Consider the following 15,120-nt stretch of genomic DNA (forward strand, 5'->3'; position numbering starts at 1 on the left):
TATGCAATTATTTTACAATCCTGATATAGACGAAACGACTGAAACTTTTTCTTTTGATAAAGAGGAAAGCCGACATATAATAAAGGTTTTACGCAAAAAAGATTCCGATATTCTACACGTCACAAATGGTTTAGGTTTATTATTTGAAACTGAAATCACATTGGCTTCTGACAATAAATGTATTGTTGAAGTACTTTCGATAAAAAAGTCTCCCGAACCAAAATTCCGTTTGCATTTAGCTGTGGCACCAACCAAAATGAATGATCGTTTTGAATGGTTTTTAGAAAAAGCTACTGAAATTGGTATTCAGGAAATTACTCCTGTTTTTTGTGATCGTTCAGAAAGAAAAGTAATTAATTTAGAGCGTTTTGAGAAAATAATTCTTTCGGCAATGAAACAATCTAATGAAACGTATTTGCCAAAATTGAATGAAGCAATTTCGTTTAAGGAATTCATCAAACAAAAAAATGATGGCTTACAATTGATTGCACATTGCGAAGAAACTGATAAAAAATCACTAAAAGAAGTTTTAAGGCCAAATGAAAATGTAACTATTTTGATTGGCCCTGAAGGTGATTTTTCGGATAAGGAAATTGCATTGGCTTTAGAAAACAATTTTCAGCCGGTTGCTTTAGGAAATACCCGTTTACGTACAGAAACTGCTGCAGTTGTAGCTTGCCATAGTGTTGTTTTTTTTAATGAATAAGTCTAGTTCTGTCCTTTCGACTAAGGAGAAATTACATCACAAGAGCAACGCATTGTGGTTATGTTATGTGATTTCTCCGGTCGGTCAAACTGACAAAAATGGCGCAAATTCTCAGATAATTTAAATTATATGAAAAAAATATTTCTTTTATTTTTATTCGTTTCTGTTTCTTCCTTTTCACAAGAAATTGCTTTATTAAAATATAGCGGTGGCGGCGATTGGTACGCGAATCCAACTTCATTACCCAACCTCATCCGATTTTGCAATTCGAATATCAATACCAGAATAAAAGCAAAACCATCAACAGTTGAACCAGGTAATCCTGATTTACTCTCCTATCCTTTTGTACACATGACCGGGCATGGAAATGTTGTTTTTAGCGATGCGGACGTAACTAATTTGAGAAATTATCTGACTGCCGGGGGGTTTCTTCATATTGATGATAATTACGGAATGGATCAATACATTCGAAAAGAAATCAAAAAGATATTTCCAAATAATAGTTTAGTCGAAATTCCGGCAAATCATCCTATTTTTCAAAAACCTTATCCTTTTCCAAACGGCTTACCAAAGATTCATGAACATGACGGAACTCGTGCACAGGCTTTTGGAATTTTCGTAGAAAACAAACTCGTTTTATTGTACACATACGAATGTGACCTTGGCGATGGCTGGGAAGATCCTCAAGTGCATAATGATCCTGCTGATGTTCGCGATAAAGCTCTAAAAATGGGTGCCAATATCATCAATTACATATTTACCAACTAATTATAAAAAAGTGCAGCTTACTCACGGAGAAAATCAATTTGAGAGAAAAACATTTCCAATAACACTGGTTTGCGACCATATTTATTTTCAGCAAAACATTGGTTCACTTTTTAGAATAAGCGAAGCTTTTGGAGTAGAAAATATTATTTTTTTAGGAAAAGATATTCCACTAACGCCACGAAAAATCAATAAAACCTCCCGCAGTACACATCTTTATGTGCCGCACAAAATTATCGAAGAAACTTCTGAACTCGTAAATTACCTGCAGGAAAATAATTTCGAAATTATTGCACTCGAAATTGCAAGCAATAGCAAACCTCTTAGAGAAGTCAATATTCCTGAAAATCAAAAAATTGCACTTTTAATTGGAAGTGAAATTGATGGAATCTCAAATGAACTTCTCGAAATTTCACATCAAATTGTCCACATAAATATGTTTGGAAACAATAGTAGTATGAATGTTGTGCAAGCTGCAAGTATAGCTTTGTACGAATTTACTTCTTAATAAATAATTGTTAATTTTTGTAAGAATCAAGCTGTACGGGCTGTTGTAAAATTCTCACAAAATATTTAATATAAAAATTTGGCTACAATATCATTTTGTTATAAAATTGCGTTATAAATAACCAAATTTAATTTTTTATAACAAAAACCCAAATTATTATGAAAAAAGTTTTTATTACCACAATTGCAGCTTTAATGCTGTTTTCTTGTCAAAACGACCAAACAGAACCAACAGGTTCAGATGCCAGTGCTGCTACACGACGTCTTTGTGCTTCACAAGAAGTTCTTGAAGCTCAATTAAAGGCCGATCCAATGTTAGCCATTAGAATGAATGAAATTGAAGCATTTACTACAAACCGAATTCTTACAAATCGTTTAGTAAATGGTAAAATTGAAATTCCGGTTGTAGTAAACGTTTTATACAAAACGACTGCGCAAAACATTTCAAATGCCCAAATTCAATCACAGATTGATGTTTTAAACAAAGATTTCAACGCTTTAAACTCTGATTACAATAGTGTTCCTGCTCTTTTTGCCGGAGTAAAAGCTAATATCGGAATTACATTCGTTTTAGATCAGGTGATTAGAAAATCAACTACCAAAACTTCATGGGGAACAAATGATGCCATGAAAAAAACGGCTCAGGGAGGACTTGCGCCAACTTCGCCAACGACTAAACTTAATCTTTGGTCTTGTGCTATTGGTGGAGGAATCTTAGGTTATGCACAATTTCCTGGTGGAGCTTCTGCAACTGACGGAGTTGTAATTGATTCCAGGTATTTCGGTTTATCTGGTGCTGCAAATGCTCCATTTAATTTAGGCAGAACAGCAACTCACGAAGTAGGACACTGGATGAATTTACGTCACATTTGGGGAGATACCACTTGTGGAAGCGATTTAGTATCTGATACTCCAACGCACAATGACGCAAATTATGGAGTTCCGGCTTATCCTCATTATAGTACCTGTTCCGGAACACCAGTAGAGATGACTATGAACTACATGGATTATACAGATGATAACGGAATGTACATGTTCTCACTAGGTCAAAAAAGCAGAATGGCAGCTATATTTGTTTCTGGAGGTGCAAGAGCTTCATTTGGACAATAAGATTAAAAATAATTGTTAGTTAAGAAAGCGGGATCTAAGTATCTCGCTTTTTTTATTCCTTAAAAATTTCAAAAGCTTTTCCTATATTTATAGTCTAAAAATAAATCATGGTAACATCAAAAATCATTTCGAACGGAATTTTAAGAGCTTTGGCTACTATCTTAGTAATTGCAGCTATTTTATATTTTTTATATGAAATACAAACCGTAATTGTATATTTATGTATCTCATTAATACTATGTCTGATCGCAAATCCCCTGGTTCAATTTTTAAAAAACAAATTAAAATTTAGTAATTCACTGGCTGCCACCACAACAATTATAATTTTTATTCTACTAATGGTTGGGTTCATTTTACTATTTGTTCCGTTAATTATTTCGCAGGCAAATAATTTATCGCTTTTGGATACCGATCATCTGCAACAGCAATTCTTCGCAACTGAACGTAGTATAGAAAGCTATTTCAATATTCAGCATGTTGATCTAAATAAAGTCCTGAAAGAATCTAAAATTACCACTGCCTTTGGGTTTGGCTATTTTACAAGCTTTATAAACTCTATTATGGGTTTTATGGCCGATATGGGAATGGGACTCGTTTCTGTATTTTTTATTACCTTTTTCTTCATTAAGGATCAGGAAGATTTTAAAGCAGGTGCCAAAAGAATTCTTCCCGATTCAAACGAAGATAAAATCTTAAACTCTATTACGAAAATAAACCATTTACTGACACGCTATTTCATTGGATTATTACTTCAATTAACCGTTGTTTTTATTTTATACTTAATAGTTTTGATGGTTTTCGGAAATAAAAATGCGCTGGTAATCGCTTTTTTATGTGCCATTTTAAATATTATTCCCTACATCGGACCAATTATCGGAACCATATTAGCCGCTATATTAACTATGATCAGTTTGATTGGCAGTGATTTTCAATCAGAAATTTTACCTACAACTATATATGTCGTTATTGGTTTTTTATTGGTTCAGGCTATTGACAATAATATTAGTCAACCCATAATTTCATCAAAAAGTGTAAATTCGCACCCGCTCGAAATATTTCTGGTTACTTTAATCAGTGGAATTACATTTGGAATTGTTGGAATGGTGATTGCAATTCCGGTTTTTACTATGTTAAAAGTAATTTTAAAAGAATTTTTTCCTGACAATAAAATTGTTTCCGTATTAACTGAAAAAATCTAACATTGAATTCGTCTCTTTTAAGTAAAAACATTCAGGAATTTATAGCTAAAAATATTGGTGAATCCATTACAAAATTGGCACTTCAGAAAAATCCTTTTCCAGACGTGGAGTGGATTTTGATTCTGAATCAAATTGAAGCCAAAACTAAAGCAAAAGACAAATTACCAACCTGGTTTTCTACTGAAGACATAATTTATCCGAGTAAAATATCAGTCGAACAAACCTCATCAGAAAAAACAGCCGCCTATAAAGCTTCTTTAATTTCAGGGGAAAGTTTAATTGATCTTACCGGAGGTTTTGGTGTTGACGATTATTATTTTTCAAAAAGATTTAAAAATATAGCGCATTGTGAGATAAACGAAAATTTATCTGCAATCGTAAAACATAACTTTGAAAAACTACAAATAAAAAATTGCTCTTTTTTTGCCGATGATTCCACAAATGTTTTAACAGCATCGAATCAAAAATGGGATTGGATTTACATTGATCCCTCAAGAAGAAATGACGCTAAAGGTAAAGTCTTTATGATGAAAGACTGTTTGCCAAATGTTCCTGAATTATTAGACTTTTACTTTGAAAAATCTAATGCTATATTAATAAAAACTGCTCCATTATTAGACCTTTCAGCTGGTTTATCAGAATTGAAATTTGTCAAAAACATTCATATTATTGCTTTGGAAAACGAAGTAAAGGAATTGCTTTTTGAAATTCACAATCATTATTCAGGAGATATTACAATTAAAACGGCTAATATCTTAAAAGATAAAATAGAAACATTCGAATTTATTTTGGGCAATGAATCTTATTTTCCATCGTATGAATTACCACAAAAATATCTGTACGAACCCAATTCTGCCATTATGAAATCAGGTGGCTTCGATGAAGTAAGTTCTTTTTTCAAAATAAACAAACTTCATAAACACTCTCATTTATACACTTCTGATCAATTAATCAATTTTTCCGGAAGATCTTTTGAAATAGAAAAAGTAATTTCCTATAACAAAAATGATATGAAAACGGAACTTTTAAATCAACAGGCAAATATTACTACCCGAAATTTTCCGGACACGGTAGAAAACATTCGAAAAAAATGGAAAATAAAAAATGGTGGAAATTTATATTGTTTTTTTACAACCGATAAAAATGATAACAAAATAGTTTTAATTTGCAGAAAAATAACATAAAAATGAAACAACTAATTACACTAACTTTTTTTCTATTAAACCTTACCGCATTTGCCCAAAAACCTTGTGAATATAGTGCCAATGTCACTGATTCTATTGGGACTTACAAAATTACAAATGAATACCTTATCAGCGAAAAAAACTTTGGAGGATCGTTTAGTTACGTATTCTTTTCATTAGCTCAGACAGATGGTTTGCCAACATTAAATTTACAATTAATTCAAAAAAGTAAGGATTTTATAAAAGCCAATTGCTTTGATAAAAACTCAAAAGTTTTTTTACAATTACAAAATGGTAAAATTGTTACTTTAATGCACATCGAACAGGAAAGTTGCGGAACGCTTATTCGTGATGACAAAGGTTTTGATAACCGCGTGAATACCGGTATTTTTGTATTTATGAAAGATAGTTACGACGAACTTAAAAAGTCTCCTGTAAATATAATGCGTATTAAATATTTGACAACCACCGAAGATTATATTGTAAAAAATGAACTAACGTCTGAAATGAATGGAAAAGTGTACAAACCAGACACCTATTTCATTGAAAACATAAGATGTGTAGAATAACTATTCGCAATTCCATTTTTGATTTGAGACTTTATCTTTTAAACCTGTTTTTAAATTATAGTGCCACCACTCCGAATCGAATGAATTGAAGCCATTTTTAATCATTATTTTTTTAAGAAATTTTCTGTTCGATTTCACTTCACTTGAAAGTTTCGTATAATTATGACTGGCTTGTATTCCAAAGAAATCAAAGGGAGTTCCCATATCAACTTCTTTTCCATTATTATCCACTATTGAAATATCAACGGCTCCTCCTCTATTATGGATGGAGCCTTTTTTTGGATCTGCCACATACTCGGGATTTGAAACTATTTCCCACATCTTTTTCTGAATTGACAAAGGCCTGTAACAATCATACAGTTTAATTTTAAAGCCTTTCTTTTTAAAATCATTATTGGCTGCAATTAACGCCTGGACTGTCTTAAAACGCAAAAGACATTCGGCGCAATCATATACCTTGGCTTTCAAAAAATTATCATCGGTCGCATATTTCATATCATAAATAAAATCCTGGCTAAAGTCTTTTAAATTAACAAAAGTCGTATCACTAATCTGTGGCTTTACTTCGCTTGTATAAACCTCATTTTGTGCATTGGATAATAATCCGCAAAAAAGAGAAACTAAAAAAAATAAAAAATTGATGGACTTTGACATGAACAGATATTTTTAATTGAAAAGATTTTCTGAAAAGTAAATATAGGAATAAATAAAACCAATTTTAAACTTCGAAAATCCTTTTAAAGAAGAATTTCACTTCTTTTTTAAGCTTAATAGATATCAAAATTTAATGTTTTTTTATTAAATTAGCTAAGTAAGATTATAAAAATCAATTATTTAATTCAAAAAATAAACTATGAGCAAAGAGACATCAAAATATCTATTTATAGTTGTAATGAGTAGTTTAATATTAATTTCATGCAAAAAGGAAGTCATTAAAAGTATTCCGTCAACAGATTCAACTTCAATAAAAACAGACGCCTTAAAATCAGATTCAGCCGTTATTAATCCATCAGATACCTTAAGTAATTTAGTAGACAAAAGTGTAATTGGAACGCATTTACTAACTGAAAGCAGTATTTCTTCAAGGTTAAAAACGCTTTTAGGAACTGATTATGAACAAATGGTAAAATATTGGAATACAGAAACTCCTTTTACAAAAGAAGGAGATATTTTACATGCCAGCGGTTGTAAACAACATGATTGCAATACTTACTCTTATGATTTGTATATTGACACAAAAAACAACAAAATCAATGTTTATAAGTTTAGCCAGTCAAAATTAACTCTATTTGCAGAGGACGATCACCAAATTGTATTAAAAGATTCTTTACTACAGGATTTGAATACCAAAAAACAAAATGCAAATATTCCAAAAGAGAAATGATAAGCTTATACTATACAGAAAGGTTTAGGGAAACAAAGTTTCAAAGGTTTTATTCTTTGCCATTTTGTTTCTCTAAACCTTTTTATTTTGCTATAAAACTGGACTGAAGTCCAGCTCTACAAAAATTTTAGAACCTATGGTTCTTTTTTTCATTATTATATATTGCTATGAAACTGGACTGAAGTCCAGCTCTACAAAAATTTTAGAACCTACGGTTCTTTTTTTCATTATTATATATTGCTATGAAACTGGACTGAAGTCTAGCTCTACAAAAATTTTAGAACCTACAGTTCTTTTTTCATTATTATATATTGCTATGAAACTGGACTGAAGTCCAGCTCTACAAAAATTTTAGAACCTATGGTTCTTTTTTTCATTATCATCTATTGCTATGAAACTGGACTGAAGTCCAGCTCTACAAAAATTTTAGAACCTATGGTTCTTTTTTTCATTATTATATATTGCTATGAAACTGGACTGAAGTCCAGCTCTACAAAATTTTTAGAACCTACGGTTCTTTTTTCATTATTATATACTCTTTGTCTATTCTCTTTCTTCTTTACTCTATTTTCTTTACTCTTTACTCTTTACTCTTTACTCTTTACTCTTTACTCTTTACTCTTTACTCTTTACGCTGAATTTCTAAATCTCTCCCGTCATCAAAATATTCTCCTGCACCCCTTTTTGCTTTAGCATTCTGAAGTGCGATCTTATGGCGTGGTAAAAAGGATAAGAAGTATAAGGAAGATTATATTCCTCTGCGTAACGCCTTATTATTGGTGTAATATAAGGATAATAAGTATGTCCAACATTTGGAAAAAGATGATGTGCCACATGATGTGTAAAACCTCCGTATAAAAAATTCGCTAACTTACTACCTGTACTAAAATCTTTAGTCACGATCATTTGATGCATTGCCCATGTAGCTGAAAGATTTCCTTCATTATCTATAGACGGAAAATGGGCATCTTCATCAACATGCGTCGATACAAGCGCAACAACTCCAAGAGCACTTCCGCACATGTGCATCGCTAGCCATGCATATAAAATCATATACCAAGGCTGATTTAATAATAACATTGGAACAAAAAGTAAATACAGCAGATTTATTATTTTCGCAGCAACCATTTTATAGATTTCTATTGTTGGAATTTTGTCAACTACTTTTTTTACATAGTTATCTTTCTTCCCAAAAAAATCTTTAAAATCTCTAATATAAATCCAATTCAGACTATAAAGCGGATAAATAAGCCACATATAAACATGCTGGTATTTGTGATAATTAAATAGCGGACTATTTGGGAAAATTCTAATAATGTCGCTTTGTTTGATATCGACATCCCAATCTGGAACGTTTGGATAAGCATGATGAAGATTAATGTGGCGACGTGTCCAGAGCCAGTGATTACCCCCAAAAAGCTCCAGCACATACATAAACCATTCATTATGCCTGGATTTTTTAAACAATGCGCCATGGGCAGCATCATGAAATGCGTTTATAAAAAGCACGATCATGGTTATACCACACAAAACATAAAAAAGAAATAATAAAGGTGTGCTGTTCCCAAACAGCAAAATACAAGAATAAAACAAAAAGAAAAGCACTACAAGTCCTAAAGACTTAATTACATTATACCGATACAGGGATGTTTTTTTTAAAACCGTTTCATTTACTTCCTTTCGAATCTTTTTAAAAAAATCATCAGTACCAGGTTTTACATAAACCGGGCGATTTAACTTTTCCATAATGATTAATGGCTAGAAATTCTTACATCAAATTTAATAAAAAAAAGTTAAACCGTAAGATATCAAACCATTACAAATTACAAAAGAGAAAAACAATAGCTCTTAAACATTAAAAAATTCCCATATTTTCAGGTTTTATAGTAAATCCAATCCGTACCATACTTTTATGTTCCTGGTAATCAATCAGACTTTCTGTATAACCTATAAACCATTGAAGTGTAAGATAATAATTCTCCGTTTTATAAGGTCTCCAATTTAGCTGCGTCTGCAAAGAACCGTAATTGATAAGACCGCTTCCTTTTCTGAAAAGAATATCGGCGCTCCATCTTCCCGGCTGTATCTGATAAGTTGCGCTCGCTTCGCCATAGCCCACATATTTGGTAAGTTCAGGATTATCTTCTTTATCCACTATAGGAATCCAACCTCGCAACCCGACGATCCATCGCGGAGAAATTTGTGATTTTAAGGAAAAAGCAAGCATGTTCCAGGTTCTGGAATAAATGGAATCACGACCATTTGATTCGTGTTCTAAAGAGATTGTTCCATAAGTCAGCCTTCCTCCTTTTAAATAAAATGGACGAACTACTGCCACTCCAGGATTAAAATTAATTTCTGCAAATGGCTTTGAACTCGCATAAATATCCCAAAAAGCTTTTTGAGTATACATTAAATAAGGAAAAAAACCACCCCACAAAGGTTTTGATTTTAGTCGTAGTTTAAAACTTATCTGATATTTCACATCTGCCGAATTACGGTCGATGGGTTCGTCGAGTGGAACACCAGTTAAAAAGTAATTGTCTTTATGAACAGAGAAACTAGGTTCTTTCAATAATGAATCTGCCGCACGGAAATTTTTCTTCTCTTCTAGAATTTGTGAATTGGATTGGATTGAAAACAAAATCAAACAAATCAACAGGTATTTGAAACGCATTTATAAAGATTAAATTGGAGTTATTTTTAAACTTTTATAAATGTCTGTTATTTTAATAAAAGATATTGACTCAATAAAAAGGAGAGTTAACGCAATAAATATGTTTTAAATAAATTCAAACTAAAACAAAACTCTCTTATTAAAGAACAAGAAGGACAAACTAAAAAAGAAGTTTAATTTAGAGATATAAAAAAAGCACCAGCCAGTGGCAGGTGCTTTATACTTTCTTGTAGAGAGTAGTATTAAGCTACAACTACATTTACCGCATTAGGTCCTTTTTTGCCTTCTGCTACATCGTAACGTACTTCATCGTTTTCACGAATGTTTTCTGTTAAACCAGAAACATGAACAAAGATTTCACTTCCTCCATTTTTTGGTGTTATAAATCCAAAACCTTTTTCTTCATTAAAGAATTTTACTGTACCTTCTTGCATCTTAATAATTATTTGTTGTCGCAAATGTAAGACATTTATTAGTACAGTACTGAAAAAGAATAACTTATATTTCAATTAAAGTAAAAAGCCGTTTTTTAATATAGCGAAAAGGCCATTCTTTGAGCCGTTTTTAATATGAAATTATAAATATTCTCTCCTTTGATCACTATTTAACAAATTTATTTACAAGCCTTTAAACCAATCCTGAAGCTTACCAAACTGTTCTGTAAAGAACGATTCACTATCTTCTTTTTCTTCAATATTATTTGCTAAAACATGCTCGTAATAAGTTCCTTTTAAAACCCTTCTTAAGATACCTTCACCTGGAAAAGAATGATAATCATTTAAGGACTGCATCGCTTTTAACAAATGACGAATGTCGTATTGTAAGGGATTAATATCCGGAACCTGCTTATTTAAATTCAACAAGCCATATACTGCCAATCTAGCCGTACGAACCGAACTTTCCATAGTAAAGACAATATCATTATTAGTTTCTACAAATTGCCCTATTAAACCCAGATTTGTACAACCTTCCGGAATTACTCTTGGACGGTCTCCTTTCGCTCTTGGCATAAACATCGAAGTTATATAAGGCATGAATGAGCTGCGAACAATAGTATTTTCTATTACATTATCTAATTGGTCAACGATACCTAAATGATACGACAATTCGCTTAAAATTTCATTTCCTGTACATTGTGGCATTGTTTTTTTAATATAATTACCTTCCTTATCCATAAATAAGGCATACACCCAAACCACTAATACATCATTGGGTTGCGTTGGAAAATGAGGTTGTCTGTTACAAGTAAAACTCATTAGCCAGTTAGAATCTGTAATGGTTATAATGCCACCCGTTGCCGTCTTGCCTGAATAAGGATCATTTACAGATAATTCTTTTAATTTATTTACAAACGCAGATGGTTTGCAGGTAAGTGTGGCAGATTCCCAACACGATTTTTTAATATCGCTACAGAATTTTTCCGGTTTACCAAAGACAGTAGATTTCGCAGCGAGATTTTTCCATAATTTCCAACCGTCACTTTGTCCACTTGTACTTTCTTCTATTCCTGAAACTGCCGCCGTATTGTTAGTACCATAATAAGTATCCTCGGTCATAGAACTTGTGGTTACAATAACAAAATCATTTTGTTCCAAAGGAATTTCTATTTCTTTTCCCTCTTGTTCCGTAATGATGCCTTTTACTGTTTTTCCGTCAGTATTAATAAGCATATCAAGATCTTTTACTAAGGTGTCTAATTGGATCTTTACTCCTTTTTCAACCAGAAATTTTCTTAATGGTGTAACAAAAGTGTCATATTGATTATACTTTGGAAACACCAGACAGGAGAAATCTTTCATACCATCGATAGCATGCAGAAAGCGATGCATATAAAGTTTGCATTCTAAAAGACTATGCCAGTTTTCGAAAGCAAACATCGTGCGCCAGAAAGTCCAGAAGTTACTATTCAAAAATGACTCGCTAAAGTAATCTTGAATTGTTAAATCATCCAAATCTTCTTTTTTCTTCATTAAAAGTTTAACAATGGCCAACTGATCCATTTTATGTAAACCAAACTTGCTAAAATCTTTTATCTGACCCTGATTATGAATAAGTCTGGCTTTTGAATAGTTAGGGTCGTTGTCATTAATCAAACGATATTCGTCTAAGACGCTATAGGGTTCAGGTAGCTCGACAGCCGGAATGTCCTGAAACATATCCCAAAGATTTTCATAAGTCATATCCATTTCACGGCCACCACGAATAATAAATCCATCCTGAGCATTTCCTGCACCATCCAGTGAGCCACCATCGATATGTGCCTGATCAAGGAATATTATATTTTCTCCCGGTATTTGGCCATCTTTAATAAAATAGTAGGCTGCCGACATACCTGCAATACCACTACCAACAATATAAACTTTACTGTCTTTGAATGATTTTGACGGAATTCCTTTATTGCGTTGATAATTCCCAATCTGATCTGAAAAAGGCATTGTTTTTTCTGGAGAATTGAGCTGCACTTCTGTGCTGGAATCAGGTTCGTGGTTTACTTTTTCTTGTTGGTAGGAAGCACTGAAAATTTTACTGAATTGAGAAGTTTTGTCGCTCATGATATATCTTTTTTATACTTTACCTAAAGATATTGAATTACCAAACACATTATAATCTTTTGATTATTAATAAAATGCTAAAATTAAACACGGGCAGAAAGAAAATTCTAAAAAGATAACATTCTATAAACAGATAAATGTAAGCGAACATAATCATCCTATTTGAGAAGCTTCTAATTTATATACATAGTATTTATCTCTTTTGTCTTTATTGAATATTATTATGGATTGTAAGCACAAAGCTTCAACTTCTTAATTTTAGTAATGCTCCATTTCTACTTCGAAAAACTGTTTTCACTTTCTTTCTTTAAACTACTGCGAATTATATAATTACAATGGTTTATTATATAAAATGTTCTCTTATCAAAAAAGTAATTTTATTATATAAAGAGCATTAAACTTAAATTAAAAACATATGGAAAACTTAATTACTCAGGAAAACCTGGAAGATATCAGAGAACTTATAGAAAATAAAATAAAAGATGTACCTGGAGAATTGATTCTTGTTAGTGCGCTTGGGTCTATACTTTTATCTTCTTATTTAAATAAAACTGGCCACGGGCAGGCTGCTTCTATCATTGGATCATTAGCTGTACCTATAGTTGGAATTGGTCTTGCAAAATATAAAGACCTCTTAAAATCAAAAATAGATAGCTTTGAAAAACCGGAACCGGAAATTTCGTAACGTACCAAAACTGAAAAAATAGTTTGTTGACAAACTAGTAATTTTAAACTTATTTATATGAAATCTGAAAATCATTTTAATTCGTCTGAGGGATCTATAGATGATATGACCTATTATGAAGAGCAGTTATTACTAAATTATGATGATTATTTAGATAACGCCTTTGTAGCTGAACTGGCTGCAAGCAACCATTACAATTTAGAGCTTGGTGATCTGGAAGAAAATCTTGAGGATGATATGTATTCTGAATACGATGAAAATGACTGGGAAGAATTAGAATCTATTGGACTAGAAGGTGAATATGATAAAATGGAAGAACAACCAGGAGCTTTTTTAATGAGAAACTAAAATTGAATCAGATTAGAGTTATCAATTTAATAGATTTTTGAAATATTCAAAGAATATAAATTAAAGAACAAACATCTCAAATTTCGGTAAATATAAAAAACAAAAAAGCCAACATGATTTGGCTTTTTTGTCAATATAGTAAACCAAAATTACTGAAATAGATCTTTAAAATATGCATAGTTCCTTACATTGTTTAAACTTTTTTAATCATACAAATTCAATTCAAAACAAGCATCTGGTTTTGGGTTAAATCAGTTAAATCCCAGTACCGAATTTAAATCTTATTTGATTTTCTTTAAATTACTTTATAGGGCCACAATGAATGAAAATCAAAAAATTTTTCATTTATAACTATTAAGAAATTAGTTGCTCATTTTAAATTGAAAATGATGATCAATATTGCATTAGAATTATTTATTTAATTTTAATAACGACTTTCCCCTTAGCACGCCCACTTTCCACATACGACAATGCTTCACTTGTTTGCTCAAACGTAAAAATCTTATCTATAGTTGGTTTAATTATTTTTGCTTCTATTAGTGCTGTAATTTCGCTTAATTGCTTCCCATCTGCTTTCATAAATAAAAAAGAATACTCGACATTTTTATTATTGGCCCTTTTACGAATGCCTGAACTTAGTAACGAAAGAATTATTTTTACGAACCAGGGTACTTTAATTTCCTTAGCAAATTTTGGTGTTGGCGGACCCGAAATAGAAATGAGTTTTCCGCCCGATTTCAATATTTTTAAAGACTTTTCAAGTGTTTGGTTATCTTGACTATTCAAAACAACATCGTAATCACTTAGTCTATTTTCAAAATCGCTATTCTTATAATCAATAAGAAGATCTGCTCCAAGTTTTTCAAGGAAAGAGAAACTTTTTGCACTTGCGGTTGTAGCCACCGTTGCTCCTAAATGTTTTGCGAGCTGAATCGCAATTGTCCCCACTCCTCCTGATCCTGCCTGAATAAATACTTTTTGTCCTTTTTTGATCTGTGCCCTTTCAACCAAAACCTGCCAGGCCGTCAACGCTACCAAAGGAATAGAGGCCGCTTCTTCCATAGAAAGATTTTTAGGCTTTAGCGCGGCATCTTTTTCATCTATTGAAATAAATTCGGCAAATGTCCCTATGCGATAATCTTCCGGTCGCGCATAAACTTCATCACCTACTTTAAACTTTTTTACATCTTTTCCGACCTTCGTAATAATTCCCGCAACATCATGTCCTAAAATTAACGGAAACTTATACGGTAAAATAAGTTTAAATTCACCTGTTTTTATTTTTGAGTCTAAAAGATTTACTCCGGCTGCATAAACCTCAACCAGAACATCACTTTCTTTTACTTCAGGAACAGGCATTTCTGCAAGTTGCAAATTTGCTTTTTTACTATAATTATTAATTACAAATGCTTTCATTGTACAGACTTTAAAGTT

16 protein-coding genes are annotated in these 15,120 nt (G+C 32.0%); 10 read left to right on the forward strand and 6 right to left on the reverse strand.

Features of this window, described 5'->3' with window-relative positions; genetic code table 11:
- Position 1: 1 nt before the first annotated feature.
- From B0A65_RS06665 to B0A65_RS06695, 7 genes are all read left to right on the forward strand, one after another.
- Positions 2–706, forward strand: coding sequence for a 16S rRNA (uracil(1498)-N(3))-methyltransferase (locus B0A65_RS06665; protein ID WP_074658473.1), 705 nt, complete (start codon positions 2–4; stop codon positions 704–706).
- Between the two features lie 129 nt (positions 707–835).
- Positions 836–1,474: a DUF4159 domain-containing protein gene (locus tag B0A65_RS06670; protein ID WP_074658475.1), complete on the forward strand. Its 639-nt coding sequence runs from the start codon at positions 836–838 to the stop codon at positions 1,472–1,474.
- A 10-nt stretch (positions 1,475–1,484) separates the two neighbouring features.
- On the forward strand, positions 1,485–1,979 hold the full coding sequence (locus B0A65_RS06675) for a TrmH family RNA methyltransferase (protein WP_074659221.1): 495 nt from the start codon (positions 1,485–1,487) through the stop codon (positions 1,977–1,979).
- 158 nt (positions 1,980–2,137) lie between these two features.
- Entirely contained in the window at positions 2,138–3,088 is a 951-nt protein-coding gene (locus B0A65_RS06680; RefSeq protein ID WP_074658477.1) for a zinc metalloprotease, read from the forward strand.
- A 107-nt stretch (positions 3,089–3,195) separates the two neighbouring features.
- Entirely contained in the window at positions 3,196–4,287 is a 1,092-nt protein-coding gene (locus B0A65_RS06685) for an AI-2E family transporter (RefSeq protein ID WP_074658479.1), read from the forward strand.
- A 2-nt stretch (positions 4,288–4,289) separates the two neighbouring features.
- Positions 4,290–5,471, forward strand: a complete 1,182-nt coding sequence (locus B0A65_RS06690) for a THUMP-like domain-containing protein (protein ID WP_074658481.1) — start codon at positions 4,290–4,292, stop codon at positions 5,469–5,471.
- Between the two features lie 2 nt (positions 5,472–5,473).
- The gene (locus tag B0A65_RS06695; protein ID WP_074658483.1) at positions 5,474–6,040 is read left to right on the forward strand and encodes a hypothetical protein; all 567 of its coding nucleotides are present in this window, start codon (positions 5,474–5,476) and stop codon (positions 6,038–6,040) included.
- Here B0A65_RS06695 and B0A65_RS06700 read toward each other — a convergent pair whose 3' ends face one another.
- Positions 6,041–6,694 carry a M15 family metallopeptidase gene (locus tag B0A65_RS06700; protein WP_074658485.1) on the reverse strand — a complete coding sequence of 218 codons (654 nt, stop codon included), beginning with the start codon at positions 6,692–6,694 and terminating at the stop codon, positions 6,041–6,043.
- 199 nt (positions 6,695–6,893) lie between these two features.
- Here B0A65_RS06700 and B0A65_RS06705 point away from each other — a divergent pair, with 199 nt between their 5' ends.
- Positions 6,894–7,424 carry a hypothetical protein gene (locus B0A65_RS06705; protein WP_123890291.1) on the forward strand — a complete coding sequence of 177 codons (531 nt, stop codon included), beginning with the start codon at positions 6,894–6,896 and terminating at the stop codon, positions 7,422–7,424.
- A 642-nt stretch (positions 7,425–8,066) separates the two neighbouring features.
- Here the strand turns inward: B0A65_RS06705 and B0A65_RS06715 are convergent.
- The 4 genes from B0A65_RS06715 to B0A65_RS06730 all read right to left on the reverse strand — a co-directional run bounded on the left by B0A65_RS06715 (position 8,067) and on the right by B0A65_RS06730 (position 12,653).
- On the reverse strand, positions 8,067–9,170 hold the full coding sequence (locus B0A65_RS06715) for a fatty acid desaturase family protein (RefSeq protein ID WP_074658489.1): 1,104 nt from the start codon (positions 9,168–9,170) through the stop codon (positions 8,067–8,069).
- Positions 9,171–9,279: 109 nt separating this feature from the next.
- Positions 9,280–10,101 (reverse strand): phospholipase A, encoded by an 822-nt coding sequence (locus B0A65_RS06720; protein WP_074658491.1) that lies wholly within the window; start codon positions 10,099–10,101, stop codon positions 9,280–9,282.
- Positions 10,102–10,343: 242 nt separating this feature from the next.
- The gene (locus B0A65_RS06725; protein ID WP_055093485.1) at positions 10,344–10,535 is read right to left on the reverse strand and encodes a cold-shock protein; all 192 of its coding nucleotides are present in this window, start codon (positions 10,533–10,535) and stop codon (positions 10,344–10,346) included.
- A 183-nt stretch (positions 10,536–10,718) separates the two neighbouring features.
- A complete protein-coding gene (locus tag B0A65_RS06730) occupies positions 10,719–12,653 on the reverse strand; it encodes an oleate hydratase (protein ID WP_074658492.1) in 1,935 nt (644 codons plus the stop codon).
- Between the two features lie 415 nt (positions 12,654–13,068).
- On the opposite strand from B0A65_RS06730, the gene B0A65_RS06735 reads away from it, so the two are divergent.
- Entirely contained in the window at positions 13,069–13,338 is a 270-nt protein-coding gene (locus B0A65_RS06735) for a hypothetical protein (RefSeq protein ID WP_074658494.1), read from the forward strand.
- A gap of 57 nt (positions 13,339–13,395) precedes the next feature.
- Complete coding sequence (locus B0A65_RS06740) at positions 13,396–13,686, forward strand: hypothetical protein (protein ID WP_074658496.1); 291 nt, start codon at positions 13,396–13,398, stop codon at positions 13,684–13,686.
- Between the two features lie 414 nt (positions 13,687–14,100).
- Here B0A65_RS06740 and B0A65_RS06745 read toward each other — a convergent pair whose 3' ends face one another.
- Complete coding sequence (locus B0A65_RS06745) at positions 14,101–15,102, reverse strand: NADP-dependent oxidoreductase (protein ID WP_074658498.1); 1,002 nt, start codon at positions 15,100–15,102, stop codon at positions 14,101–14,103.
- Positions 15,103–15,120: the final 18 nt, after the last annotated feature.

Source organism: Flavobacterium frigidimaris (genome assembly GCF_002217275.1).
Lineage (GTDB): Bacteria > Bacteroidota > Bacteroidia > Flavobacteriales > Flavobacteriaceae > Flavobacterium > Flavobacterium aquidurense.

Excerpts from the sequence above, each read along its gene's own strand:
- B0A65_RS06720 (WP_074658491.1), bottom strand. The coding sequence starts at position 10,101 with ATGCGTTTCAAATACCTGTTGATTTGTTTGATTTTGTTTTCAATCCAA.
- B0A65_RS06670 (WP_074658475.1), top strand. The coding sequence starts at position 836 with ATGAAAAAAATATTTCTTTTATTTTTATTCGTTTCTGTTTCTTCCTTT.
- B0A65_RS06695 (WP_074658483.1), top strand. The coding sequence starts at position 5,474 with ATGAAACAACTAATTACACTAACTTTTTTTCTATTAAACCTTACCGCA.
- B0A65_RS06700 (WP_074658485.1), bottom strand. The coding sequence starts at position 6,694 with ATGTCAAAGTCCATCAATTTTTTATTTTTTTTAGTTTCTCTTTTTTGC.
- B0A65_RS06735 (WP_074658494.1), top strand. The coding sequence starts at position 13,069 with ATGGAAAACTTAATTACTCAGGAAAACCTGGAAGATATCAGAGAACTT.
- B0A65_RS06705 (WP_123890291.1), top strand. The coding sequence starts at position 6,894 with ATGAGCAAAGAGACATCAAAATATCTATTTATAGTTGTAATGAGTAGT.
- B0A65_RS06715 (WP_074658489.1), bottom strand. The coding sequence starts at position 9,170 with ATGGAAAAGTTAAATCGCCCGGTTTATGTAAAACCTGGTACTGATGAT.
- B0A65_RS06730 (WP_074658492.1), bottom strand. The coding sequence starts at position 12,653 with ATGAGCGACAAAACTTCTCAATTCAGTAAAATTTTCAGTGCTTCCTAC.
- B0A65_RS06685 (WP_074658479.1), top strand. The coding sequence starts at position 3,196 with ATGGTAACATCAAAAATCATTTCGAACGGAATTTTAAGAGCTTTGGCT.
- B0A65_RS06665 (WP_074658473.1), top strand. The coding sequence starts at position 2 with ATGCAATTATTTTACAATCCTGATATAGACGAAACGACTGAAACTTTT.
- B0A65_RS06680 (WP_074658477.1), top strand. The coding sequence starts at position 2,138 with ATGAAAAAAGTTTTTATTACCACAATTGCAGCTTTAATGCTGTTTTCT.
- B0A65_RS06725 (WP_055093485.1), bottom strand. The coding sequence starts at position 10,535 with ATGCAAGAAGGTACAGTAAAATTCTTTAATGAAGAAAAAGGTTTTGGA.
- B0A65_RS06745 (WP_074658498.1), bottom strand. The coding sequence starts at position 15,102 with ATGAAAGCATTTGTAATTAATAATTATAGTAAAAAAGCAAATTTGCAA.
- B0A65_RS06740 (WP_074658496.1), top strand. The coding sequence starts at position 13,396 with ATGAAATCTGAAAATCATTTTAATTCGTCTGAGGGATCTATAGATGAT.